This window comes from Aliiroseovarius marinus (genome assembly GCF_050881025.1).
Classification (GTDB): Bacteria; Pseudomonadota; Alphaproteobacteria; order Rhodobacterales; family Rhodobacteraceae; genus Aliiroseovarius; species Aliiroseovarius marinus_A.
Genome location: NZ_JBNNXQ010000001.1, coordinates 886417 through 910831, shown reverse-complemented (window position 1 = coordinate 910831; position 24415 = coordinate 886417). Strand labels below are relative to the sequence as shown.

Sequence of the window (24415 nt, the reverse complement as noted above, 5' to 3'; positions counted from 1 at the left end):
GCTTATCCCGAAGCGCTTTCGTTCAAGGCGTATTCAGCAGCAGCTCGCCCGGCATGACGCCCTGTGGCAAAACAGGTGGTCAAAAGATAGCCCCCCGTGGGCGCCTCCCAGTCAAGCATCTCGCCGCAGGCGAAAACCCCTGGCAGGGCCGAGATCATCAAGCCGTCGTCCAGAGCCTCAAATGGCAGGCCTCCTGCGGTTGAAATCGCCTCGTCCATCGGGCGCGGGCCTTGGATCGGGACCGGCAAGCCCTTGATCAGACTGGCAAGCGCAGCTGGATCGGTGGGAAGAGGCCGCGCGAATTCCTGCAGCAAAGCCAGTTTCACCGGATCAAGTTTCAGCACTTTGCGCAGGTGATTTGACCAACTGGCCTTGCCGCGCGGTCGCGAAATGCGCGCCTGAACATCTGCAACATTGCGATCCGGCTGAAGATCCAACGATAGCTGCGCGCCATCGCGCACGGCGCGGCTTATCGCGTAGATCGCGGACCCTTCAACGCCACGCGATGACAGCACAAATTCTCCCAACACAGATTGCTCGCCTGCCGTCACCCGCACGGGCTTTACAGGGCACCCAAAATGGCGCTCCATATGATCGCTCCACGCGATATGAAAACCCATATTTGCGGGTTGAAAGGCTGTGCATCTGACGCCGTTTTCTTGCAGGATCGACACCCATTTTCCATCCGACCCCAACCGTGACCAGCTGGCGCCGCCCAGCGCAAGAACCGTCACGTCAGGGTGCAAATCTTGCCGACCTTCAGGGGTGTCAAACTGCAGGCCGTCCTGAGATACGCCCACCCATCTCCAGTTTCGGAGCAGCTCGACGCCCAATGCATCAAGCCGCGCAAGCCAGACACGAAGCAGAGGCGACGCTTTCATCACCTGCGGAAAAACGCGGCCAGACGACCCAGTGAAGACCTCTTGCCCCAAAGCGCGGGCCCAATCCTGAACCGCATCGGGACCAAAGCCCGCGACAATGTCCCTAAGCCTGTCTGGACCGTGAATTTGGGGCAAAAACGCTGAAACAGGCTCTGATTTTGTAAGGTTAAGACCAGACTTCCCCGCCATCAGAAACTTACGGGCTGGCGAGGGCTTGGCCTCGGCAATGGTCACGCGAAGGCCCGCTTGGGCAAGCTCTTCTGCCGCCATCAGGCCAGCCGGGCCTGCGCCAATGACCAGCGCAGTGGTCACGATGACTTGGGCGTTTCACCCAGCATCTCGACCACACGGTGCGGATAGGGAATTTCGATCTCGTTGGCCTTCAGGGTCTTCCAGATTTGCATCATAACGCGCGGTGTAAACTTGTTGCGGCCGTCATCAATGCCGTTCACCCAAAACTCCAGCGCGAAATCAACGCCACTGTCGCCAAAGGCACGCAGCTCACAATCGGGCATATGTTCCGCGCCGTCTGTCAGAACAAAATCAAGCTCCGCCACCGCCTTTTCAACAATGCCCGGAACGGCTTCGATATCGGCTTTGTAGCTGACAGAAAAAGGCGCCTCATAGCGATTGGCACTGCCCGCATCTGAATAGTTCACCACGCGCGTGGTAATGAAGTGCTCGTTCGGAACAACGATCCAGCGCCCATCAAAGGTCTCGAGGATCGCCGCACGGGCCGTCATTTTGACGATGGTCCCAGCTTCGCCGCCATCCAGTTCAACATAGTCCCCAACAGTGGCCTGCCCTTCGACAAGAAGGATAATCCCCGAGATGAAGTTCGACGCGATCTGCTGCAAACCAAACCCCAGCCCGACACCAATCGCACCACCCAAAACGGCCAGCGACGTCAGATTGATGCCCATAATGTTCATCAACACCAGGAAGGCCGCACCGAAGATGCCAATCTCGGCCGCTTTCGCTGCCAGTTCGCGCGTGGCGGGGCGCATTTCTTCCTGCTTTTTGATCACTTGCGCGGTTTGGTCGTTGGACCACCGCCCAAGCCAGAAAATGATGCCGCCCACGACCGCAAAGCGAATGGCAAACAGCAAAGAGAAACTCATATTGCCAAGCGGCACGACAGTTTCGTCAAGCTTCGTGGTGACCAGCTCCAGCAATCCCACCGCGTAAAGCGCAGCCATGGGTATCAGGATGTATTTGCCCAACAGCTTCAGGAACGGATCCTTGATGATCTCGCGCGCAAAGGCACGCACCGCCAAAAACAGGAAAACGCGTTTACCAAAAGCGATAACAGCCCCGGACCCAAAGATGGACCGGGTCACCTGTTCGCCAATCCCCGTAAAGACCCAGGCCAGAAGCGGCATGGTCAAGGGCAGGAAAATCAGGGCAAACAGGCGCAGTTTCGATATCGGGTGATTGCGATCACCACTTGGCGTCAAAAGGCGCGTCAACAAGGGTTCCAGCTTCTTGTCAGCGAACCTTGCAGCCAGATAGGCCACGACCAGCAAGCCAAACTGGGACCACGCGGCAGGAGATAACAGCCAGCCTTCTGCGATATCCCAGCCCTGGTTCAAATAGCCCAGCGCCGTGTTCAGAATTTCGGGTCGGTTTTCCATCTGAAGTCCCCTGCCTTCACAACTTGCCTGATCAAGCTTTCGCGCATGGATAGCGGTTTGGCCTCAAAGGGCAAGGATTCCTTGCCGATCTGTGCCCTTCGCAGTCAGCCGATCCCGCCTAACGTCGCGCAAAGCCGCTATCATTTTGTGTCCCGATTGAGGGGTGATTGCCTCAGAAAGAGTGCAAGTAGGCCGGCATAGAGCCAATATCAGGGGATCATTCGCTTCATCGCTGCAACGTGCTCTGCACTTTGAGACCGCGCATGATCCGCCAGCTCAAACGCAGTAGCCAACACGTCATCCGTATCGACAACCCGGTCGATCAGCCCCCACGCCAAAGCCTCATCCGTCAGGATTTTCTGCCCGGCCATCAAGATCATCTTGGCCTTCGCCGGTCCCACCAGTGCTGAAAGGCGTGCGGGGTCCGAAGGTTGGGGCAGATAACCCAGCTTCATCACCGGGTAGAAAAACTTGGCCCCCGGCACCGAAACACGCAGGTCACATGCCAAGGCCATACCGAACGCACCCCCCGCGAGTGTGCCGTTCAAAGCAGCGATGGTCAGGCACGGCGCAGCGGCAACCGCGCCGGATAGGCGCTCCCACACATCATCCGTCGCCAGTCCGGCCTTGGCTTCGTCCAGATCAGCCCCGGCAGAAAAAACCTTGCCGGCACCGGTCAGGATCATAACGCGCGCATCCCCGGCAGCCTCCTGAGCAATCTGAGCCAGTTCCTCCAGCATCGCCTTGGTCAGCGAATTTGCCTTGTCCGGGCGGTTGATCGTCACCGTCCAGACACCATCTTCCTTTTGCAGATCAATCATTCAAACACTTTCGCCCGTTTTCGAATTGCCACATCGCGCAAAGAAACCTCGTGCCCTTTGAACTCATCTGCATCCTCAGAACACATCCACAGAAGCGTGCGGGCCACCCATTCTGGCGGAATGTGGTCATCCCAATTCAGCTGGGCAACCGCATTGATGCCGGAAGCTTTGATCTCGCGCTGCATTTGGGTCGCTACCGTGCCCGGTGACAACCCGATCGCGCGAATGCCTTTGCCCGCGTTCTCAAGGTGCAACGCCTCGTTAAACATGTGCACCCCCGCCTTTGATGTGCAGTAATGTGCCCATCCTTCCAACGGATGATGTGCCGCCCCTGAGCTGATGGTCAAAATCGAGCCGCTGCCACGCCCGATCATTCCAGGAAGCACCGCTCTTGCGCCGTAGTAGACACCTTTCAGGTTCACATCGATCACATGCGCCCAATCTGCAGGGTCACTTTCAGAAATGGGCCCGATGGGCTCGATCATGCCGGCGTTGTTGATCAACACATCCACGGCTCCAAACCGCGCGATGGCCAGATCAACCGCCGCCTTAACCTGGCTCCAATTCGCCACGTCACAGGTCACGGCCAACGCCTTGTCCCCGATATCATTGGCAATGGCTTGAATCTGCGATGCGCTGCGCGCCGTCAAGACCACATTGGCACCAGCCTGCGCAAAAACATGTGCGGCGGCTTCTCCGATCCCACGGCTTGCGCCTGTGATCAGAACGGTTTTTCCTGTCATTTCCTGCATGTTGCGGCCCTCCTCGAATGAATGCTAGCGCAGCATTCGAGCGGATACCAGAGACACATCTTGCGAGCACGAGATGCAGAGGTTACCTGAAAGGCACGCAATGAAAGGATGCCACATGCGCGACACGCTTGACAGCTTGACCCAGCAGCTATTGGACGCCGCCCAAAAAGCGGGTGCGGATCAGGCAGATGCACTGGCGGTCGATGGCACATCGGTTTCAATTGATGTGCTGAACGGCCAGTTGGAACATGCCGAACGTTCCGAGGGTGTGGATATCGGGCTGCGCGTGCTTGTCGGTCAGCGTCAGGCCTGTGTCTCTGCCTCGGATGTATCAGCGGATACGATCGCCAGCATGGCCGAACGTGCGGTGGCCATGGCCAAAGAAGCCCCCAAAGATCCACATGTCATGCTGGCCCAACCCGGGGCACTGGCGCAAAACTGGGATTTGAGCGCTCTGGAGCTTGCCGATCCAACCGCGGAACCCGATCCCGCCGCACTTGAACGTGACGCGCTGGAAGCAGAAGCCGCAGCACTTGGCGTCAAAGGTATCAGTCAGGTTGCCAGCAGTTCGGCCGGATATGGGCGGCACCAGTTCCACCTTGCGACGTCGAACGGATTTTCAGGCGGTTATGGTCGCACCAACCGCGCGATCACCACAGTTGCGATCACGGGTGAAGACGCCACAATGGAGCGCGACTATGCTGGCGAAATGCGTATCTTCCAAAGCGACCTTCCATCTGCCGCCGAGATTGGCGTCAAAGCAGGCACCCGCACGGTCGAGCGCGCAGGCTCGCGAAAGCCGCCCACCGGCGCCTATCCGGTGCTGTATGACGAACGCATCTCGTCTTCTTTGATTAGCCACCTGCTGGCTGCCGCAAATGGCGCCATGATTGCGCGCGGCTCATCCTGGGCCATGGACCTTTTGGGCGAGCAGATACTGCCCGAGACCCTGGACCTTGTAGAAGATCCGCATCGCAAACGCATATCGGGATCGCGCCCCTTTGACGGCGAAGGGCTGGCCACCACAACGCGCAAGATCATCGAAAAAGGTGTGCTGACCGGTTGGACGCTGGACCTTGCCACCGCGCACAAACTGGGAATGGAAAGCACGGCCAGCGCCTCGCGGGGGACGTCTTCGCCGCCATCGCCTTCGGTTTCCAATGTGGCCCTAACTCAAGGGAATGTGACCCGAGACGAGCTGATATCCCAAATGGGAACCGGGCTTTTGGTGACGGGCCTTATCGGGTCCACAATCAATCCCAATACAGGGGACTATTCCCGTGGCGCTTCGGGGTTCTGGGTGGAAAACGGCCAAATCGCATATCCGGTCAACGAATGCACCATCGCAGGCAATCTGCGGGATATGCTGAAACGCATCATCCCCGCCAATGACGCCGAAACGCATCTTAGCCGGATGGTTCCAAGCCTGCTTGTCGAAGGGATGACCCTTGCCGGTGACTGATGATCTCGCTCTTCTGATCGCGGCTGCACAGCAAGCTGGAAAGGTGGCATCGGGGTTTTTCCGAGGGGCTGCCGAGCGCTGGGAAAAACCCGGCGGACAAGGTCCGGTCACCGAGGCCGATCTGGCAGTTGACCGGTTATTGCGCGCAGAGCTGACCGGTGCCCGGCCCGGCTATGGCTGGCTGTCAGAAGAAACCGAGGACACGCCACAGAGGCTAGAGGCCGAGCAGGTCTTTATCGTCGATCCAATCGACGGTACGCGTTCGTTCATTGAAGGCTCGACCACATGGGCGCATTCGCTTGCGATTGCCCGCAAGGGCGTGGTTGAGGCCGCCGTTGTCTACCTGCCAGAGCGCGACAAGCTCTATGCCGCTGCGCGTGGACAAGGCGCAACGCTGAACGGCACGCCGGTCGCGATCAGCGAAAAAGCTGAACTGGACGGCGCGACGGTTCTGGCCGCAAAGCCAAATCTGGACCCTTCAATGTGGAAAGGGCGGCATGTCCCGCCGGTAGAGCGTAACTTTCGCAGCTCATTGGCCTACCGGATGTCGCTGGTTGGCGAAGGCCGGTTTGACGCCATGATGACACTGCGCGCGACATGGGAATGGGACGTAGCAGCCGGTGCATTGATCGTTCAAGAAGCTGGCGGTCAGGTCTCGGACCAACTTGGACGGCCCGCGTTGTTCAACAACCCAAATCCGCAACTGCGCGGGCTGGTCGCGGGTGCGCCCCGGGTGCAACGTGGGTTGGTGGAAAGGCTTGCTTAAGCTGTTAGGCTAACATCCTTTTAAATTAGGCCATTGCCAAGAAATTCTTTATCGCTAACATGTGTCTGACGCTATATATTCAAGGACGCATTCGTGACAGATAAAGCCCCCTCTCCAAACCGCCGCCCCCTCACACTCAGAGATGTTTCCGAAGCCTCCGGCGTCAGCGAAATGACAGTCAGCCGGGTGCTGCGCAACAGGGGTGACGTCAGCCAGGGAACGCGCGAACGTGTGCTGGAAGCAGCCAAGGAGTTGGGCTACGTCCCCAATAAAATCGCAGGAGCGTTGGCGTCGCAGCGGGTAAATCTTGTCGCCGTGATCATCCCGTCGCTGTCGAACATGGTGTTTCCCGAAGTCATGATGGGCATCAACGAGGTGCTGGACGAAACGCCATTGCAGCCTGTGGTTGGCGTGACAAATTACGACCCGAAGCGCGAAGAAAAGGTGCTTTACGAAATGCTCTCGTGGCGGCCCTCTGGTGTCATCATCGCTGGGCTGGAACATTCCGACGCGGCCAAAGCAATGCTCAAGGCGGCGGGCATTCCTGTTGTCGAAATCATGGACACTGATGGGGATGCCATTGACGCCTGCGTAGGCATTTCTCACCGCCGTGCGGGCCGCAAAATGGCCAAGGCGATCCTAAAGGCCGGCTATCGCAACATTGGCTTCCTTGGCACAAAGATGCCCCTGGACCACCGCGCCCGCAAACGGTTTGAAGGGTTCACCGAAGCACTGGCAAAAGAAGGTATCGAAATCGCGGATCGCGAGTTCTACGAGGGCGGATCTGCGTTGGCCAAAGGGCGCGAAATGACTGAGGCCATGCTGGAACGTACACCAGAACTGGACTTCCTTTATTACTCCAACGACATGATCGGTGCGGGCGGGTTGCTTTATTGCCTCGACAAAGGGATCAGCGTGCCCGGACAGGTTGGTCTGGCAGGATTTAACGGGGTTGAGCTGCTGGACGGGCTGCCACGCAAGCTTGCGACAATGGACGCGTGCCGGAAAGAGATCGGGCGCGCCGCCGCACAGATCATCGCAGACCGAAGTGCCGAAGCCGGTGAACCGGGAGGAGGCGAACGAATAGAGCTGGCCCCTAAGATCGACAGCGGACAGACCCTCAAGCGGCGCTGAACGCAACTGGACAAGCCCACTGTGTTTGCCTATGCCACGCCTCGACGGCCCCGTGGCTCAACTGGATAGAGCAGCCCCCTCCTAAGGGGCAGGTTGCAGGTTCGAATCCTGCCGGGGTCGCCAGTTTACATTTCCCGCCTGATTTCCCTTGCTTTTCAGTGCGTTTTTTGTGTCTCGATTCTTGTTTCGCATAGTCATCCAGAAGACAGGTGTAGTCTCGAAAGAACGTTTTCGACTTGTTTGCGATCCAGTTCTTTCACGGGTTCGCTCAAATCTTCGAAGGGAACTAGGTCAGGATGAAGTCGCCTTGTGTTGTCCCGTTCGGACGCAAAGCGCCAACCGTTGATCCAGCGGTCCGCCGCCCATGAAAGATGCTCGGCCCTGGACAGAGCCTCGAGGCGGGCGGGGTCCAGCGGCGGTAGGCTGACCTTTCGGTCCAGAAGATCGGCCAGTGCACCGCCCACACCCAGCGCTTCCAACTTGGTTTTGGTCGCGTCGGCAGCCCGGCGGTTCGCGGCCTTGAAGTTCTCTTCCAGCGCGTACCAGTCTTCAAGCTGACGACGTTCGTCCTCGGGGTCTGTGATCACCTTATACCCCTGATAGGCCGCGTGAATGCGGCGCGCCAGCGCGTCCATTTCTCCGGCAAGGCTTTGATGTGACAAAGGGGCAAGGCTGTCGCACAGGCAACGAACCGCGCCATCCGCATTCCCCGGCAGGCTTTTGACGAAGGCCAGCGCCTTTCCTGTTAGGGGCAGGACGACCTGCGCCCGGCCAGCCGCCACTTGGCGCACCCTTTGCGCAACGCCGATGGCGCGCCCATAAGCCCCGGCAAGGCTGGCCTCGCTTAGGTACCACATTGTCAGATCGTTCTCTGCCGCCATCGCGTCCACCAGCGGCGCCATGGCGGCATAGGTGGTGCAGGGGCGCACTTGGATCTGATCCAACAAATCCGTACCCTGAAGACGCGCCTGAAGCCGGGACGAGACCTCTGCCGGATCGCTGGCAAAAATGGTGATCCGAACCGGATCAAGATCGGGAAATGGTGCAATCTTGAGTGTGTGATAAACCAACGCCGCCGCATCATCCGAAAAACCGACAATGGCCAGATGCAAAGCAGCCTGACCCCGTGCAACAGCCCCCATAAAGACATCGTTGGTGTGGAAATAGCCACGCGCGGCCAATTCGTGCGTCGAAAACACCTGAGTGCGCTGCCCGTTGCCCGACGCACGCGTGCCCCCGGCTGCGATGGTGTCCAGACGCAAATCCTCGCCTCCGATATGGGCAAGCTCGCAATTTGCCGTCACACGGTCTCGGTCAAAGTTTTCCGCAGTCTGGATGTTCACAAGGTCGCATTCATCGGCAAACACTATGGTCTCGGGCACAAGTGGGCGACGGCGCGTGATCCGGTGCAGGGCCTCGCCAGTCAGGCGGATAATCCGCGCCTTCGGGTCCCAATCAATCCCGGATTTGGGCGCCTCATCTGACCCGCCGAGGACATGAATGCTCCACCGGCTGTCTTCGGCATTGCGCGCCAAGAGGTCATCCGCAACCTGCCCGGCCCCGACGATGACGTCAAACTGCAGCAATCGCCGCAGTCGAAAGCGGATCATAGCCGGGCGCCACAGATCATCGAAATGACGCAGGAAGGCAATGATAAGGGTCGCAGGGGCGGTGAAGCGCGCAATGTTCAGGCACACAACACCCAGCGCGCTGTCTCCCGTAATCTGCATGGGCGCCACCCCTGCAAACAGCTTGAACGTAAAGAACACAGCGTCCAGCACCGGCTGGGTCGTGATCCCCTGCCCGGCCGCCGACAGGTTCAGAAGATAACCCGCCATTCCCAAGATAAAACTCAGAACCGCAAGTGGTGTTTGCCATCTACGCATTACAGGCACTCCTCTAGCGCGATCAGGTTAAAGGCGCATTTGTCGTCGAGCGTCAACGGGGCAAGGCGTTCTACCTTCCTGTGGGCGTCGCGTGAGATCGCGGCGCTGTTTTGCCACAGATGCGACAGAAAGACCTGCCCGTCGCTCGAATACAGCAACAGCACTTCTTTGCCCGGCAAAAACACCGCATCAAGCAATGCCTTGTGGTGGCGCAGATCCATGCTCGCCAGCCCGCTGCTCAGGTCCCACAGACGCTTTTGCCCATAGCGATGGGTCAGCCACCTGTCATAATTGCTGCGCTCTGCGAAGGTCACTCCATCCCAGACCGCTTCACCTGTCTCGGTCCGCAACAACGCATCGCCCCGTTCAAGGAAGCGTTTCGAGACGAAACGACCATCCTCGCTCAGCAGCAAGTCGTCAGCCGAGGTTTCCAGGTTCCCGACGGTCCAGACAAGGCTGGCTGAATCCACGTCCAGCCGGCTCATGTTTTTGCCATCGGTCATAAACGCCGCTTGACTATCTTTTCCAAAGCGCAAGACGTCTGGCGTGTAAGACAGCCCCTCGACCGAGTGACGAAGCTGACCGCTTTCAGCATCATAAATCTCGATCTTATACTTGCCGCCCTGCCCTTCGACCCGGGCCGTGTGCAATATATTGCGCCCATCAGGTGTAATGAAAACCGGACCAATCCGTTCAGCATCAATTCTGGCAAGGGCCGTTCCCGCGTGGTCCAGAACCCGGATCGACTTGTGTGTCTGCACCGCAATTCGCGCGCCATCCGCGGATAGGTGCAGCCCTGTCACCGCCGCCGGATCGCCGTCAAATAGTTGTTGAATGCTGCCATCCTGAAGATTGAGCCTGAACAACCCATCTCGCGCGTCCTTGTCAAAATCCTCGCGGTCTGCAGTTCCATCTCGCGACAGCCCATCGCGGGTGAGTGAGGTCCAGCCCGACACGACCAGCGCATCTTGGCGTGGGTCAAACGCCACCTCGGGAAAATTGCCATCAAAACTGAGAAGTCTTTTGAACGTCGTGCTGTCAAACAGCTCGTAGGTGCGCACGGCAAACAGGGTGTCGGGTTTGTCCGATTCCACCAGAACATAGCGCCCATCGGGGCTAAACATCACATCACCGATACGGCTGAACGGCTTGGCCGCCCCCTTGTCCAGATCCCGCGTATAAGGGGTGATCTGGAACCGTGGCGCCAACGGATCGGTCGCCCCGCGCACCAGCGGGTCAACTGTGTCGCCCACAGCCCCCGGGAGTGTCGAAATGTTCAGAAGCTGCGCCTCGGCCCCCAATGCCACGGCGTAATCCCCCCGTGGTGCGGCCTCGATACGGATCAGCCCATTGCCCAGATCGACCTGATCCAAGGCGGCTTCGGGCTGCAAGGTCATGGTCTTGAAGGTCTGACCCGAGATCAGGGCAAACTGCCCGCCGTTCAGATGAAACAGGTTTCGGGCTGCGTCTTTAAGATCAAAGGGAAGGGGCAGTTCCAGCTTGGCCGGCCGCCCATCTTCGGCCGTGTCAAGGCGATGCACCCGCAGTTCATTGCGATCATTATTCATCCCCCAAATACGGCCCTCGCCGTTCCAAAAACCGATGGCATCGCCGTAGACCTCGGGGACATGCACCCTGGGTTTGGACAATGAAAACGTCTGTTTGGGATAGATCACAGCCTGCCAGCGCCCCTGTCCCTGGGCTTGGGTCGGCTCCGACACATATTCCAGAACCTGTGCACGGTTTTGCCAAACACGGACAAGCGCCTTGTCGCCCGCGTCCGAGAAGCTGACTTTCATCGGTGTGACAGCGGGCCGATCAAAGAAAACCTCGTGATGCAGGTCGGAGATTTTGACCTCGCGGTTGACCTTCTTACCTAGGACCAGAACTGCATCCCGCCCCGGCACAACGGCAATGGCTCTGGCCTCTTCATAGGGGAAGCTGCGGGTCGAGATGGCTTCGAGGGTGCGCAGATCATAGGTGGTGAGCACATCGTCTGCCAATGGCGCATCGTCGCCAATCTCGCGCTCTGGCCGCGCGTGTTGGACCAACAGGAACCGAGAGTCATCCGAGATCCAAAACGCTTGTGCCTTGTCCGGCAGCGACTTCAAGCTGCGCCAGGATCTGATCGTCGAACGCAGCAGTCTTTTGTCCTGCAAATGAGCGATCAGCTGTTCCCCATCCGGGCTGAAAGCCAGCTTCTCAAAGGCCTGATCCCGCAGATTAACCTGAGAATACTGATGCCCATCGCGCAAAGACCAAAAGCGCAGCACGCCATCACCTCCGGTCGCCACCATGCGATCACTCGGGTGTACCGCGACCGAGATGACGCCCCCGGCAATCGGCAAAGAAGCTTCGAACTTACTGGCCTTTGGATCGCGGGCCTCGAACGAGCGCAGCACCCGGTTGGTGGTCAGATCAAAAAGCTTCAGCCCAAGCCGAAACCCGCCCAGAAGCGCCCATTGGTCGTCCTTGGCAAAGGCCACGGTTTCAATTGCCTGATCAAACTCCACAATGTTTTGAGTGTTCAACGCCCCATAGGCGCGGATCGCCGCCAGTTCGGCCTCGTGCACCAGCGGGCGGTCGTTGGGTATGTCAGGATCGGGCAGACTGCGCAGGGCAAGGGCCAGAGCATCTTCGGTTGCACCCTGATCCATCAGTTCCATCGCGCGCCGGGCGATGAAGCGCGATTCCGACTTTTGGGACTTTTGCTTTTCGGTCTCGGCCACCGCACGGGCCTTTTGCGCGGCCTGATCGCTGGCCACGGCCTGATTTCGCTGCTGCCAAGCCAGAAGCGCCAGCGTGCTGACGATGGCAAAGGCCACCACAACCACGCTGACCCCTATGCGCATCCTGCGCTGCGCCCGCCGCCGACTGTCGCGGATGAAGGCGCGTTGTTCATCCGTTGGGGCGGGCGCGTTGACGGGATGCGACATCAGCCATTGTTCAACCGCCTCAAGCTCTCGCCCCCGCAAGGGCTGCGCCCCAAGACGTTGCGCCTGTCCCCAACGGTTTGCCAGTTCGGCCACACGGGTGTGTTCCCGGATCCAGTCGATATCCAGATGGATGGCATCCCTGATCTTCATGACCCCAGCACGAAAGTCATCGCGTGCGGTCATGAAGATATAGTTCAGCTTGGAAATCGCCGGGGGCACATCGCCATCCACATCATCCACCACCACCGGGATGATACGTTTGTTGAGCGACAGGGCCAGGTCGATTTCCCACGCGCAAACTTCTGAGGCGACAGACGCAGGGCTCAGCGCGAATACAACCGTGTCCGATTTTCGGATCAGGGCCTCTAGCCGGGGTTTCCATTCCTCGGTCGGCAGAATGTCTTCGGTGTCGCGAAACACCGTCAGGTCTTCTGCTTCTTCCAGAGCCGCGCCCAGATCGGCCACCCGCTCCCGGTCGCGGCGTGAATAGGACAGAAATATCTTTGCGGTGTCAGTTGCGGATTTTGGACTCATCACGCGGCCCCTTACTTGCCAGCCGACCGCAGAGCGTCGGTAACTTCGGGGGTCAGATACTCCGCCCAAGTCACTTCAAACTGCTTGGCCTCGCGCGCGACCTGCTGATAAGCACGCGCCCTCAACTGTTTGCGTTGCTCACGCTGAGAGGCGCTTTGCTTTGGGCCAGCCGCCAGTTTCTCCAGGGAATATCGGCAACCTTCCAAATCCCAGATCTTCCCGTCGAAGGCATCCGCCTTCCAGCCTTTGTGCAGCCAGTCAAGCTGCGCGAGAAGCGCCATCTCTTCCAGATGGCCCCGACAGCTGTCATCGCCAGCCTCACGCGCCTCGATGCTGTCGCCATCGCGACGCATTCGCGCAACATCTGTAGCCAGCCATTTATCGTAAGCCGGGCTGCCCATCTCGGCACCGTTTTCTTCATCGACATCGGGAAATTTGTTGTCCACAAAAATGCCCTCGGTCATCAGACGAATGCCCCAGGACCCTTTCAGCGCCACCTGCCCTGGCCCGTTCATCTTGCCGTTTTCGAACGATACAAGCGCGAACAACCCCGACGGCCAGGCCACATAGCCCCTCTCCTGCATGACGCCATCCACCACAGTGCCTTCAAAACGGAAATACCAGCGCATTCTGGTGGCATCGACCACAACCGCCGTACCCGACCCCTGCGCAAACCCGTTTTCACAAGCCCCGGTCCAAGCGACACGCAGGTCATAATCGGTCGAGAACTCATCCATGAACGCACAGTCTGCGCGCGTACCGTCTAACATCCGCAGCGGTCCTGCGATCAACTGTGAACCAAGCGGCAAGGTCACGAGAATCAATATTCTCAACAACCCAACGAACCGTAGTTGCAGTCCATTCTTGAGTTGGTCGGGGTTATGGCAGGGGATGTGTAGACTGCGGCGGTTCAAAAAATATCCTAGCTTGAAACAAAAAAGATGGGCATCCACCAGCCAAATTTTCTTCTCGGTGGTTCCAAAAGCGCTCTAATTCCTTTTTGAAAAACAACAGCAATTCGCCCTTGGCGATCTTGATTTCCGATAGCGTATTTTTGGGTTCTGGTCCAGATCGATATAGTTTCGTACTGGTCAATAACCACTAGACAGATTGCCATTCTCGACAGAGTGAACCACCGCCAGTTACTCCGGCAAACTCAAGCGTGGAGTGAAATTCCAGATACCGAAGTATGATCTCATCGGTGACATGGCCAAACAATGGCCCGGGGTCGAAAACCGCCTGCTCCAATGGGCCGTCACGCAGTGCATCGGCACCTTTTCATCAAACCATGCGAATTACGTCTTTGTCGATAGACAGCATATACCCACGTCGCGCGATGGTTTTGACAAGAAGTTCGCTCATCATCTGGTTGCCCAGCGCGTCCCGCAAACGTTTGATGCGTGTGGCGCCGGCGGCCTCGTCACAATCAGCGGCGTTGCGACCCGAAATCAGCCCCTCAAGCTCAGACCCGGAAAGCACCTCTTCGTCCATGCGCGCCTCGGCAAGGGCGGAAAGCGTCTCGATCGCGGCTTCGGTCAGCGAAAACTCCATGTTGTTCAGGTAAACGGTCCGTTCCTCGCGGCTGATGATCAACGAGTTGACCTGGATGCCAGCGCGCTCGATCTCGCCCATGCGGCGGTTTAGGCCGATGATGACGACAAGGAACACCAAAGAGGCCACCAGAAGCGCCGTGGCAAACACCAAAAGCACGAAGATCACCATACGATAGCTGGTCAACGTGTCGGCAAAGGCGGTGCCGCTTTGCGCAAGGATCTCCAACAGTTTGATCTCGGCGCCAGACGTCAGGTTGTCGTTTTCGACAAAAATCTGCTCGACCCGCGTGTTGAATGCATTGGCATCCGGCAAGGTCATGAACAAGAAGACCGCGGCAACCAGAAGGATCGCGACGATGGCAGCAACGCCGATCACGATCACTCGGTTCGACAGGCGGCGTGTATCAGAAGCGAAGGAAGAATTTTCCGGCACTCTCTTTCCTTTCCTCAAGCCCGTTCTCGTCAAACAAGGATTGTACTTTCAACAAGTGCCAGCCTTCGGCCTCCAGCCGCGTGCGAATTTGGCGCGCGGCGGCTTTCTTGTTGGCGCAGGCCGTATCCGGCAGCTCAATCACACCATAGTGCAGTTTCAGCGGGTCATCTTGCTTGGCCTTATAATCAGCAAAGCAGGATGCCTGAGCGGGTAGCGCCAGCATCAGGCCAGCCACCGAGGTCAGGAGATATGTGCGAAGTTTCATCATGCCGAAACCATGCGCGTGGGCGGGCCGTTATTCAATATCAATTGCACATGGGCCCAGCGGTTATCACCTATCAGCCCGCCGATATTGCCTGACTTTCTGACCTGACCCCATGGTTGAGGCATCTTCCGTCGCGCCTTGCGACACCTGCCCAAAGAAAGGAACATATGATGCGCAGCCTTCCCCTGACACGTATGATCAAGATCACATCAGTCGTCACCTTGTCATTGGCCCTTGCCCTGACACCCGCCGCCGCGAATTCAAACCCGCACCACTATCGCCAATCGGAAACCAATCAGGATGTGGCGACCTTCATCGCTGCTCTCTTTGGCTTGGCGGCTCTTGGTGCAATCCTCTCGGATGATGACGACGAGAAAAAGTATACGCACCGCCCCAAACGCGTCCACAAACCGAAGGTGCAGAAACCTAAGAGACCAAAGTTCAAACGTCTGCCTTCCCAGTGTTTGCGTCGGCACAACACCCAATTCGGTAAGGTTCGCTACTGGGGTGAATACTGCTTGAGCCAAAACGGCGTGCGTGTGGCCAACCTGCCCCGGCAGTGCGCAAACTCCGCCGTCGTCCGAAATCAAAAGGGTAAATACGTCGCCCGCAAGGTCTATGAACCCAGCTGCATGCGCGCCAACGGATACCGCAAAACCCGCTAACCCAACATCGAGCAGCGGTGCGCCTATCCCCTTCACCTGTCGCGCCGCTTAACTGGCAGAGGCTCCGGCCTCTGCCCTTTTTACTTGCGGTGGGACGCAGGATGGGCCACCCCATTTCTATGACAAAACCCGTTCCAGATTTCAGTTTTGAAACCGCCGCTATCGCACGCGGCCAGTCTCTTGTCGCCGGTGTGGATGAAGTGGGGCGCGGTCCGTTGGCTGGTCCCGTGACTGCCGCCGCAGTGATCCTGGACCCGGACAATATTCCCGAAGGCCTGAATGATTCAAAGGCGCTATCTGCAAGAAAACGAGAAGCCTTGTGGGACGCGATCCATGACGCGGCCACAGTTTCGATTGCCCATGCAACCGTGGAAGAGATCGACGAACACAATATTCTGCGCGCCAGTCACATTGCCATGGAGCGCGCTGTGGCCGGTTTGTCTGTCCAGCCGGATCATCTGCTGATTGATGGAAACCAAACCCCACGCGGCCTGACCCTGTCATCCGAGACCATTGTCAAAGGCGACGCACGATCTTTGTCGATTTCGGCGGCCTCAATTGTGGCGAAAATATGTCGTGATCGGATCATGGTGGATTTGGCGCAACACTACCCCGGCTATGGCTGGGAGACGAACGCGGGATACCCGTCAAAAAGCCACAGGTTGGCGCTTCAAAATCTTGGTGTGACCCCACACCATAGACGTTCGTTCAAACCAGTGCACAATATCTTGTATCAACAGAAAAATGTAAGTGACTGATTCAAAAAAGAATTTGACCGCGAATCAGCTTTGACTCATGCTGACCTCATCAAAACGAGCGTGAAAACACGCCACCGCAGATCGCTGAAGGCGACGGGTACAAGAGGCAGAAATGAAGACGAAAACCAAAACGAAGGCGGCTCTCGAGCTGCCACTGAACCAGATTCTTGACGGTGACTGCATCGAGGTGATGAACAGTCTGCCGGAAAACTCGGTCGACCTGATTTTTGCCGACCCCCCGTATAATCTGCAGCTGAAAGGCGAGCTTCATCGCCCCGACAACTCCAAGGTCGATGCCGTTGACGATGAATGGGACCAGTTCGACAGCTTCAAAGCTTATGACCAGTTCACTCGTGCCTGGCTGAAGGCCGCGCGCCGCATTCTGAAACCCAATGGCGCGATCTGGGTGATCGGATCGTATCACAACGTCTTCCGTATGGGCGCCGAGCTGCAGAACCAAGGCTATTGGATTCTGAATGACGTGGTTTGGCGCAAGTCCAACCCGATGCCGAACTTCCGCGGCAAACGCTTTACCAACGCGCATGAAACAATGATCTGGGCTTCAAAAGCCGAGGGTGCGAAATACACCTTCAATTACGAAGCCCTGAAAGCGCTGAACGAGGGCGTTCAGATGCGCTCCGACTGGGTTCTGCCGATTTGTACCGGACACGAACGCCTGAAAGATGAGAACGGCGACAAAGCGCACCCGACGCAAAAGCCTGAAAGCCTGCTGCACCGCGTTCTGGTCGGCTCGACCAATCCGGGCGACGTGATCCTTGACCCGTTCTTTGGCACTGGCACCACCGGCGCTGTCGCCAAGATGCTGGGTCGCGACTTCATCGGCATCGAACGCGAAGAGGCTTACCGTAAGGTCGCCGCCAAGCGCATCGAGAAGGTGCGAAAGTTCGACAAAGAGGCGCTGACCACAACGCCCTCGAAACGTGCTGAACCGCGTGTGCCCTTCGGCCAATTGGTCGAACGCGGCATGTTGCGTCCAGGCGAAATCCTGTCCAGCCCGCGTGGCAAAACCGCGAAGGTGCGCGCCGATGGTACGCTGATTTCCGGCGAGGCCCGTGGGTCAATCCATCAGGTTGGTGCGGCGCTGGAAAGCGCGCCCAGCTGCAATGGCTGGACCTACTGGCACTTCAAGCAGGACGGCAAGAAAGTTCCGATCGACCTGTTGCGCCAGCAAATCCGCGCAGAAATGAACTGATCCCAAATTGAATTCGGCGAGGCGCGCCCAACGCGCCCGCCACACGAGGTACCGCCTGTGCCTGTGGCCCGCCGCCACGGCACGTCTCAACTGACCCTGCCCACTTGTTGGGCAGGGTTTTTTTTGCTTTGCTGGACGGGCTTTGCGAACAGGATGACCATGACCCCGATCCTTTATTCCTTCCGCCGCTGCCCCTATGCGATCCGTGCACGTCTGGCGATTGCCAGCGCGGGCGTCACGGTTGAGCTGCGCGAAATCCTGTTGCGCGACAAGGCACCGGCCTTTCTGGACGCCTCGCCCAGCGCGACGGTCCCCTGTCTGGTCACTGACGATGGCGTGGTGGATGAAAGCTTTGACATTATGCGCTGGGCGCTGGAGCAATCTGATCCCGAGGGGCTTTTGGACATGGCTGAAGCCGGGTTTGACCTGATCGAACGCTTTGACGGCCCGTTCAAATCCGCGCTCGACCTGACGAAATACGCGGTACGTCATCCCGGTAGCGACCCTGAACAGACCCGCGCCGAGGCCATGGCAATCCTTGCAGAGCTTGAAGGTCAACTGTCCAGCGGCTGGCTTTTTGGCTCCCGCCCATCCCTTGCCGACCTGGCAATCCTGCCCTTTGTCCGGCAGTTCGCCATGATCAAAAAACCGCGTTTTGATGCCGAAGCCACACCCCGCGTTTCCGCTTGGTTAGAGACGTTTTTGGCCAGTGACAGGCTCGCATCAGTCATGCAAAAGCGCGCGCCCTGGGTCGAGGGCGACGCGCCAGTTTTCTTCCCCTAAAACGTTTCGTGATTAAGTTGGGTCACAACTTGATTCCGAAACGCCCACGACATTGATGGGTTCCGCGCGTTTCGACTGATTGTCGTACCTCAACAATAAGTCGAAACGCTTTAGCGGATCACCGGGGGCGGCAGGCTGCCGACCTTGTAGGGCGTCCAATCTTCGATCTCGGGGTAATACTGCCGCCGCCATGCCCGCACGCGCGGGTTCATCAGGCGCCGCCAGACAGGTGGGATCATCGCCGCCACGGTCATAACCGGATAGCCCCGCGGCAGTTGCGGTGCCTCGCTGGCTGGGTACGTCTGCAGCAGCGGAAAACGGCGCGCCGGTTTGTAGTGGTGATCCGAATGGCGCTGTAGGTTGATCAGAAGCCAGTTTGACGCCTTGTGATCTGCATTCCAGCTGTGATGCGGCATGACGCGTTCGTATTTGCCGTCGCCCAGATGTTTGCGGGTCAAACCGTAGTGTTCGACATAGTTGGTCAGCTCCAACTGCCAAATCGCCACGATTGCCTGAAACAGGAACAGCGCCAGCCCCAGCCAGCCGCCGACGAAGACAGCCAGGATCAGCGCCATCAGCTGTAACACTCCATAGCGCCAGAACGGGTTCGATCCGTCAAACACCGAATAGCCGCGCCGTGCCAGCATAGCCTTTTCTGCCTGCCATGCCGAACGGGGTGCCTCATGAAGCACCCGGAAGAAAAAGCGATGGAACCCTTCGTTGTAGCGCGCGGTTACCGCGTCGCGGGTGGTGCCCACATGGGGATGATGCACCAACAAATGCTCTGTACGGAAATGACTGTAGAGAACGGTTGCCAATAGCAGATCCGCCAACCAACGTTCCAACCGATTGGATTGATGCATCAGCTCGTGGCTATAGACAATGCCCACCGTTCCCGACAGCACACCGACACCAAAGAAGGCACCGAATTTCTCGGCTGTGGAGAGGTGATCCGCCCCCGTCACATACCACAGCATCCCATAGATCATCACGAACTGAATCGGGAACCAGATCATCGTGATCAGGCGATACCAGAGAAGGTCGTGGTCCTCGATATCCGGGTCAGCATTTTCCGTATAACGGCCCATGATGGCGTCAAGAATGGTGTAGAGCCACCATGTGCCAAGCGGGGGCAACAACAGCCACCATCCCCCTTGTGTGGCTGCAGCCAGAACAAGGAACGGCAATATGATAGAGATGCCAAATGGGGCCGCGCGGCTGAATTGGGATACGGTTGACGCAGGAAGCATTGGTCTTGTCCTTTTGGTTCCCTCACGCGGACGTTACCCCCAATTCATCTTTGCCTCAATGCGACACAATACTTCTTGCCGCATGAAATGCCTTGCGCATGACCGTGGGTAGGTCCGAGGCTCGAATGTCCTGAAACTGACCCACCTTCGGTTCAACCTTGTGACCGACATCGACGACACGCAAAGACAAGCGCAGGTGGAAATGCGTGAAGGTATGGCGCACCTCGATCCCAGGATCGATCCAGTCCGCCTCAAATGGTGGAGCTGCAACAGCTACATCATCCCATGGAGCGCCCGGCCAACCGAGCATGCCACCCAACAGCCCCGTGTCGGGCCGCCGCTCTGCCAACCATTCTCCTGACGGGTTGCGCGCCAAATATACGATACCGTAGCGCGTTGGTTTTTTGGTTTTCGGTTTTCGGGCTGGCAGGTCTGCCTGATCGCCCTCACGGCGGGCCAAACAGTGTCTATTCCACGGGCAAATACCACAGGAAGGCGATCTGGGCGTGCAAATTGTTGCTCCCAGATCCATCACGGCTTGTGCATAATCTCCTGGCCGGTTCTCTGGTGTGAGCGTCGCCGCCAAACGTTTCAGTTCGGGTTTCGCATCTGGCAAAGGGGTCGTCACATGAAAGAGCCGCGCCATGACCCGTTCTACGTTCCCATCCACCACTGTTTCGGGCAGATCATATGCAATCGCAGCAATCGCAGCTGACGTATAGGGACCGATTCCCGGCAGCGCCTGCAATCCTTCGCGTGTTTCTGGAAAGGCACCATCATTCGCAACAACCCGCGCGCATTTCAGCAGATTTCGTGCGCGCGCATAGTAACCAAGCCCGGCCCATTCCCCCATGACACGGTCATCTTCGGCCGCAGCCAAGGCCGCCACTGTAGGCCACAAGGATAGAAATCGGGTGAAATAGTCTCTGACTGCAGCCACAGTTGTCTGCTGCAACATAATCTCAGAAAGCCACACGGCATATGGATCGGGCACTACACCAGATGCGCGATCTGCGGGGCTGACACGCCATGGTAAATCACGCGCATTGCGATCATACCAAGCTAAAAGCTCGACGGGTTTTGATGCGTCACACAAGTGTTATCCCCTATCAGACGTTTGTGCTGGCATAGCAGCGTGAAGAACCTAAAATAGGCGCAGATCAGGAAGAGACCAGTGCCAAGCGCAAAAGACATCAAATCCCCTGCACGACGCAAGAAAGGCTTCGAACGCACGTCGAGCCTTTTATCCGCCCGCATCCGCGAGGCAGGCGAGTCGCGTGGGTTTGCTGTGTCTCGCGTGCTCACCCACTGGGCGGAAATCGTTGGCGAGGCCAATGCTGCCATAAGCCGCCCAGTTGACATCTCATACGCGCGTGGCGGTATGGGCGCGACGCTGACCGTTCTGACCACTGGCGCGCAAGCACCGATGCTGGAAATGCAGAAAGATCAACTGCGCGAGAAGGTGAACGCCGTTTACGGCTATAACGCAATTGCCCGTGTCCGTATCACGCAAACTGCCGCCACAGGTTTTGCAGAAGGGCAAGTGCAGTTTACGCCGGCTCCGAAGTCAAACGCGAAGCCAGATGCCGAAACCTGCGCGAAGGCTGCCATGGTCGCCGAAGAAATCGGGGATGATGGGCTGCGCAATGCCATTGAAATGCTGGCACGCAATGTGCTGACAAAGCAAAAACTCCAAAGAGGTTGAATCAGATGACCCGTTACCTTCCCCTCGTCGCCGCCGCGCTTTTGGCCATTGGTGGTGCGATTTACATGACCCAGAACAGCGGCAGCCTGCCGGGTGTTTCCATTGCAGAAGCGCAAGAGGCTGATGCATCGGTCGACCCTGCCCCGGACATGGCGCTTGGCGACGATGCGGCACCGGTAACCGTTGTGGAATATGCCTCGTTCACCTGCCCCCATTGCGCAAATTTTCACGAGGATGTTTTCAAGAAACTCAAGTCCGAATATGTGGACTCTGGCAAGGTCAAGTTCATCCATCGCGAGGTCTACTTTGACCGCTACGGACTGTGGGCAGGCATGATCGCCCGATGTGGCGGTGATGCGCGCTATTTCGGTTTGATTGATCTGATCTATCAGGGTCAGGAAGAATGGATTGCCGATGGAACACCCGCGACAATCCTTGAGAACCTCAAGAAGATCGGTCGCACGACTGGCATGAGCAATGACGAGATGGATGCCTGCCTGCAAAATGAAGAAATGGCACAGTCCATGGTCGCCGCGTATCAAGCCAATGCAGGCGCGGATGAAATCACGGGAACGCCGTCATTCATCATCAATGGCGAGAAATACTCCAACATGTCCTACGGTGATTTCGCCGAGATTTTGGACGAAAAACTGGCTGAATAAGGGATCGGGTCAGAGTCAGTTTTGGCTCTAACCCAGCCCAATCCGATCCAGCTGTTGGTCCAGGGCAGTCCAATCATTCAACACAAGCCGAACCGGCACAGTCAGCACTTTGCGGCGAAACGCGTCCGGTAGGCGCACGGCATCCTTTTCGGTCGTGACAAGCTGTGCGCCCAGCGTTGCTGCCTCCATTTCCAGACGTTTCATCAACGCTTCGGTCAACGGTTGGTGATCAGCCAAAGCCTCGGCGCGCAGGATATTCACACCCAGCTCACGCAATGTGGCGAAGAATTTCTCGGGCAGCCCGATACCTGCAAAAGCCAGTACATTCATACCGCTCCAGTCCATACCCGTCGGAAGCGGTTGCAACTTACCTTGCACATGCGGGCAGGGCAGCGGTGCATTGGTCTTGGAAAAGCGTTTCTGCGCACCATCGGGACCGATTGACAAGATAAGGTCCGCGCGCTGAAGTCCGGGCGTGACGGGTTCACGCAGGGGCCCGGCCGGAATGCACCGGCGGTTGCCAAACCCTTTCACGGCATCCACCACAACAATCGAAAGTGACTTGTGCACCGCGGGGTTTTGGAATCCGTCATCCATCAAGATAACCTCAGCCCCCGCATGCTCTGCCGACCGCACGCCCGCAGCACGATCACGGGAAACCCATGTGTCGGCAAATGCGGCCATCAACAGCGGCTCATCCCCCACATCCGCCGCGCTATGGTCGCGCTCTGACACCCGCGTGGGTTTCTCGATCTTTCCGGCGTGGCCTCGCGAAACGATATGAACGCAAAACCCGCGCGCGATCAGATGCTGGGCAAGCGCGATGGTTGTCGGCGTTTTTCCGGTGCCCCCGGCATTGATGTTACCGATACAAATTACGGGTATCTTGGCCTGATAAGCATCGCCCTTGCCGCGCGCCAGACGACGTGCCGTGCCATATCCATACAGCCAGCCGAAAGGCGCAAGAAGGCGCGCCTTGATTCCCGGAGCCTTTGGATCGCCGAACCAGAAAGCGGGTGTCTTCATGAGTTCGCCTCTACAACAGCGTCGTCGACGATTTGAAGGACCGTATCGCGCAGGCGATCACAGGTTTCAGCGCCGCTTGTGGTCAATTCCCACGCCGCCATTGCCATCTTTGCCGCACGGTCGGGGGCCAACAGGTGTTCGATCTCGCGTGCCAAAGTGTTCACATCCCGAACGCGGCGCGCAGCGCCAGCGCCGGACAACCGCCGGAAGGCATCTTTGTGGCGCCCCATGGCATTGCCATAGAGCACGACCGACCCAAGCCCCGCAGGTTCAAGCGGTTGGACATCGCTTCCAGAGGCCAAGCTGCCGCCGGCAAACGTGATCGGTGCAATATGCATCCAAAGCGCGCATTCTTCTTCGCCATCTGCGATCAGAATCTGGCAATCCCGATCCGGATCCTCGCTACGTGAACGCAACGCCACTTGCCAATGCTCATTCTCAAGCTCGGCTGCAACTCTGGCCCCCTCGGAAGGGTCGGTCAAAGACAAGATCAAAAGCAGGCGATGTGATTTGCGGCTGACTAGACGATGCGCGGCAAGCAGGGATGGAAGTTCCGCAGGATCTGCACGCAAAGCAAGCCAGACCGGACGTGCCTGAAGCTTTTGCGCCAGGCGATCTCGTTCATCCATATCACACGCGGGAGGTGCAATTTGCGGCTGCAAGGGACCGCTCTCCAGCAGCTTGCCCTGCGCGACACCCAGACGAAGGAAAGCCGCCAGATCTGTTTCTGATCGGGGCACGATAGAGACAAATCTGCTAAGGGATTGCTTCAGTTGCCCAATCATCAAATGCCGTTGCCAGAGCGATTCGCGCGGTGCAATTGCATTGATCCAAACCACGCCGATCCGGCGCGCAGACAGCCCCGACGTCACTGTGGGTGTCATTTCCGCCGCCATCCACAAAGCGGCCTGTGGCGTCCAGTGGTTCAGAAACACATCCATGCTCTCTGAAGCGAAATATGGTGCATGTTGGAAGAAAGACCCCCGCGGGAGCTCTTTGGAATCCAGCGTTTTTTCTGATGTAATCAAAAGATGAAGGTCGGGGTTTTCGTCAAGAAGCGCATTGTACAGCCCGACAAGCTCAGGCACGGCACCTGCGGTATCTAGATGTGCCCAGATCAGATCACCTTCGGGGCGCGGGCGTGACGCCTCTCCCAGGCGTTGGCGCGCGCCATCAGGATCGACCAGCCCGTCTGCCAGCTCCTGATCCAGCCTTTTCTCTAGTCCGACCAGCCCTTGGAAGCTGCGAAACAACGTGGATGCTGCCGGTGGTGTCATGCGCTGCTCTCGTTATTGG

Annotated in this window: 22 protein-coding genes and 1 tRNA gene; 10 read left to right on the top strand and 13 right to left on the bottom strand. The window is 57.9% G+C overall.

Features of this window, described 5'->3' with window-relative positions; translation table 11 throughout:
- Nucleotides 1-2: 2 nt before the first annotated feature.
- The 4 genes from ACRY08_RS04310 to ACRY08_RS04295 all read right to left on the bottom strand — a co-directional run bounded on the left by ACRY08_RS04310 (nt 3) and on the right by ACRY08_RS04295 (nt 4088).
- A complete protein-coding gene (locus ACRY08_RS04310) occupies nt 3-1193 on the bottom strand; it encodes a TIGR03862 family flavoprotein (protein WP_432448615.1) in 1191 nt (396 codons plus the stop codon).
- On the bottom strand, nt 1190-2515 hold the full coding sequence (locus ACRY08_RS04305) for a mechanosensitive ion channel family protein (protein ID WP_432448614.1): 1326 nt from the start codon (nt 2513-2515) through the stop codon (nt 1190-1192). The genes ACRY08_RS04310 and ACRY08_RS04305 overlap by 4 nt, the downstream gene beginning before the upstream one ends.
- Nucleotides 2516-2724: 209 nt before the next feature.
- Complete coding sequence (locus ACRY08_RS04300; protein WP_432448613.1) at nt 2725-3336, bottom strand: enoyl-CoA hydratase/isomerase family protein; 612 nt, start codon at nt 3334-3336, stop codon at nt 2725-2727.
- Nucleotides 3333-4088: an SDR family oxidoreductase gene (locus ACRY08_RS04295; protein WP_432448612.1), complete on the bottom strand. Its 756-nt coding sequence runs from the start codon at nt 4086-4088 to the stop codon at nt 3333-3335. The genes ACRY08_RS04300 and ACRY08_RS04295 overlap by 4 nt, the downstream gene beginning before the upstream one ends.
- A gap of 115 nt (nt 4089-4203) precedes the next feature.
- Between ACRY08_RS04295 and ACRY08_RS04290 the strand changes: the two genes are divergently transcribed.
- From ACRY08_RS04290 to ACRY08_RS04275, 4 genes are all read left to right on the top strand, one after another.
- Nucleotides 4204-5550, top strand: a complete 1347-nt coding sequence (locus ACRY08_RS04290; RefSeq protein WP_432448611.1) for a TldD/PmbA family protein — start codon at nt 4204-4206, stop codon at nt 5548-5550.
- The gene (locus ACRY08_RS04285; RefSeq protein ID WP_432448610.1) at nt 5537-6316 is read left to right on the top strand and encodes an inositol monophosphatase family protein; all 780 of its coding nucleotides are present in this window, start codon (nt 5537-5539) and stop codon (nt 6314-6316) included. The genes ACRY08_RS04290 and ACRY08_RS04285 overlap by 14 nt, the downstream gene beginning before the upstream one ends.
- A 93-nt stretch (nt 6317-6409) precedes the next feature.
- Nucleotides 6410-7450, top strand: coding sequence for a LacI family DNA-binding transcriptional regulator (locus ACRY08_RS04280; protein WP_432448609.1), 1041 nt, complete (start codon nt 6410-6412; stop codon nt 7448-7450).
- A 46-nt stretch (nt 7451-7496) separates the two neighbouring features.
- Nucleotides 7497-7573, top strand: a tRNA-Arg gene (locus tag ACRY08_RS04275).
- A 71-nt stretch (nt 7574-7644) separates the two neighbouring features.
- Here the strand turns inward: ACRY08_RS04275 and ACRY08_RS04270 are convergent.
- From ACRY08_RS04270 to ACRY08_RS04250, 5 genes are all read right to left on the bottom strand, one after another.
- A complete protein-coding gene (locus ACRY08_RS04270; RefSeq protein ID WP_432448608.1) occupies nt 7645-9336 on the bottom strand; it encodes a RyR domain-containing protein in 1692 nt (563 codons plus the stop codon).
- Entirely contained in the window at nt 9336-12806 is a 3471-nt protein-coding gene (locus tag ACRY08_RS04265) for a toll/interleukin-1 receptor domain-containing protein (protein WP_432448607.1), read from the bottom strand. The genes ACRY08_RS04270 and ACRY08_RS04265 overlap by 1 nt, the downstream gene beginning before the upstream one ends.
- 11 nt (nt 12807-12817) lie before the next feature.
- A complete protein-coding gene (locus tag ACRY08_RS04260; RefSeq protein ID WP_432448606.1) occupies nt 12818-13576 on the bottom strand; it encodes a hypothetical protein in 759 nt (252 codons plus the stop codon).
- 511 nt (nt 13577-14087) lie between these two features.
- Nucleotides 14088-14792, bottom strand: a complete 705-nt coding sequence (locus ACRY08_RS04255) for a winged helix-turn-helix domain-containing protein (protein WP_432448605.1) — start codon at nt 14790-14792, stop codon at nt 14088-14090.
- The gene (locus ACRY08_RS04250) at nt 14764-15060 is read right to left on the bottom strand and encodes a hypothetical protein (RefSeq protein ID WP_432448604.1); all 297 of its coding nucleotides are present in this window, start codon (nt 15058-15060) and stop codon (nt 14764-14766) included. The genes ACRY08_RS04255 and ACRY08_RS04250 overlap by 29 nt, the downstream gene beginning before the upstream one ends.
- A gap of 167 nt (nt 15061-15227) precedes the next feature.
- On the opposite strand from ACRY08_RS04250, the gene ACRY08_RS04245 reads away from it, so the two are divergent.
- The 4 genes from ACRY08_RS04245 (at nt 15228) to ACRY08_RS04230 (ending at nt 18476) form a co-directional block, all read left to right on the top strand.
- Nucleotides 15228-15722 carry a hypothetical protein gene (locus tag ACRY08_RS04245; RefSeq protein ID WP_432448603.1) on the top strand — a complete coding sequence of 165 codons (495 nt, stop codon included), beginning with the start codon at nt 15228-15230 and terminating at the stop codon, nt 15720-15722.
- A 119-nt stretch (nt 15723-15841) separates the two neighbouring features.
- Complete coding sequence (locus ACRY08_RS04240) at nt 15842-16480, top strand: ribonuclease HII (RefSeq protein WP_432448602.1); 639 nt, start codon at nt 15842-15844, stop codon at nt 16478-16480.
- A gap of 112 nt (nt 16481-16592) precedes the next feature.
- Nucleotides 16593-17693 (top strand): site-specific DNA-methyltransferase, encoded by a 1101-nt coding sequence (locus ACRY08_RS04235; RefSeq protein ID WP_432448601.1) that lies wholly within the window; start codon nt 16593-16595, stop codon nt 17691-17693.
- 159 nt (nt 17694-17852) lie between these two features.
- Nucleotides 17853-18476, top strand: a complete 624-nt coding sequence (locus ACRY08_RS04230) for a glutathione S-transferase (protein ID WP_432448600.1) — start codon at nt 17853-17855, stop codon at nt 18474-18476.
- 110 nt (nt 18477-18586) lie between these two features.
- Here the strand turns inward: ACRY08_RS04230 and ACRY08_RS04225 are convergent, their stop codons facing one another.
- Both ACRY08_RS04225 and mutY read right to left on the bottom strand, forming a co-directional pair.
- Complete coding sequence (locus ACRY08_RS04225) at nt 18587-19726, bottom strand: alkane 1-monooxygenase (protein WP_432448599.1); 1140 nt, start codon at nt 19724-19726, stop codon at nt 18587-18589.
- A 55-nt stretch (nt 19727-19781) separates the two neighbouring features.
- The gene (mutY, locus tag ACRY08_RS04220) at nt 19782-20822 is read right to left on the bottom strand and encodes an A/G-specific adenine glycosylase (RefSeq protein WP_432448598.1); all 1041 of its coding nucleotides are present in this window, start codon (nt 20820-20822) and stop codon (nt 19782-19784) included.
- A gap of 78 nt (nt 20823-20900) precedes the next feature.
- Between mutY and ACRY08_RS04215 the strand changes: the two genes are divergently transcribed.
- Together ACRY08_RS04215 and ACRY08_RS04210 are read left to right on the top strand one after the other, a co-directional pair.
- A complete protein-coding gene (locus tag ACRY08_RS04215; protein WP_432448597.1) occupies nt 20901-21431 on the top strand; it encodes a DUF721 domain-containing protein in 531 nt (176 codons plus the stop codon).
- A 5-nt stretch (nt 21432-21436) separates the two neighbouring features.
- Complete coding sequence (locus ACRY08_RS04210; protein ID WP_432448596.1) at nt 21437-22093, top strand: DsbA family protein; 657 nt, start codon at nt 21437-21439, stop codon at nt 22091-22093.
- 27 nt (nt 22094-22120) lie between these two features.
- On the opposite strand, the gene lpxK is transcribed toward ACRY08_RS04210, so the two are convergent.
- Together lpxK and ACRY08_RS04200 are read right to left on the bottom strand one after the other, a co-directional pair.
- On the bottom strand, nt 22121-23119 hold the full coding sequence (gene lpxK, locus ACRY08_RS04205; RefSeq protein ID WP_432448595.1) for a tetraacyldisaccharide 4'-kinase: 999 nt from the start codon (nt 23117-23119) through the stop codon (nt 22121-22123).
- A complete protein-coding gene (locus ACRY08_RS04200) occupies nt 23116-24396 on the bottom strand; it encodes a 3-deoxy-D-manno-octulosonic acid transferase (RefSeq protein WP_432448594.1) in 1281 nt (426 codons plus the stop codon). The genes lpxK and ACRY08_RS04200 overlap by 4 nt, the downstream gene beginning before the upstream one ends.
- Between the last annotated feature and the right edge of the window lie 19 nt (nt 24397-24415).

Excerpts from the sequence above, each read along its gene's own strand:
- ACRY08_RS04305 (WP_432448614.1), bottom strand. The coding sequence starts at position 2,515 with ATGGAAAACCGACCCGAAATTCTGAACACGGCGCTGGGCTATTTGAAC.
- ACRY08_RS04300 (WP_432448613.1), bottom strand. The coding sequence starts at position 3,336 with ATGATTGATCTGCAAAAGGAAGATGGTGTCTGGACGGTGACGATCAAC.
- ACRY08_RS04295 (WP_432448612.1), bottom strand. The coding sequence starts at position 4,088 with ATGCAGGAAATGACAGGAAAAACCGTTCTGATCACAGGCGCAAGCCGT.
- ACRY08_RS04290 (WP_432448611.1), top strand. The coding sequence starts at position 4,204 with ATGCGCGACACGCTTGACAGCTTGACCCAGCAGCTATTGGACGCCGCC.
- ACRY08_RS04270 (WP_432448608.1), bottom strand. The coding sequence starts at position 9,336 with ATGCGTAGATGGCAAACACCACTTGCGGTTCTGAGTTTTATCTTGGGA.
- ACRY08_RS04265 (WP_432448607.1), bottom strand. The coding sequence starts at position 12,806 with ATGAGTCCAAAATCCGCAACTGACACCGCAAAGATATTTCTGTCCTAT.
- ACRY08_RS04260 (WP_432448606.1), bottom strand. The coding sequence starts at position 13,576 with ATGTTAGACGGTACGCGCGCAGACTGTGCGTTCATGGATGAGTTCTCG.
- ACRY08_RS04250 (WP_432448604.1), bottom strand. The coding sequence starts at position 15,060 with ATGATGAAACTTCGCACATATCTCCTGACCTCGGTGGCTGGCCTGATG.
- ACRY08_RS04245 (WP_432448603.1), top strand. The coding sequence starts at position 15,228 with ATGCGCAGCCTTCCCCTGACACGTATGATCAAGATCACATCAGTCGTC.
- ACRY08_RS04240 (WP_432448602.1), top strand. The coding sequence starts at position 15,842 with ATGACAAAACCCGTTCCAGATTTCAGTTTTGAAACCGCCGCTATCGCA.
- ACRY08_RS04235 (WP_432448601.1), top strand. The coding sequence starts at position 16,593 with ATGAAGACGAAAACCAAAACGAAGGCGGCTCTCGAGCTGCCACTGAAC.
- ACRY08_RS04230 (WP_432448600.1), top strand. The coding sequence starts at position 17,853 with ATGACCCCGATCCTTTATTCCTTCCGCCGCTGCCCCTATGCGATCCGT.
- ACRY08_RS04225 (WP_432448599.1), bottom strand. The coding sequence starts at position 19,726 with ATGCTTCCTGCGTCAACCGTATCCCAATTCAGCCGCGCGGCCCCATTT.
- ACRY08_RS04210 (WP_432448596.1), top strand. The coding sequence starts at position 21,437 with ATGACCCGTTACCTTCCCCTCGTCGCCGCCGCGCTTTTGGCCATTGGT.
- lpxK (WP_432448595.1), bottom strand. The coding sequence starts at position 23,119 with ATGAAGACACCCGCTTTCTGGTTCGGCGATCCAAAGGCTCCGGGAATC.
- ACRY08_RS04200 (WP_432448594.1), bottom strand. The coding sequence starts at position 24,396 with ATGACACCACCGGCAGCATCCACGTTGTTTCGCAGCTTCCAAGGGCTG.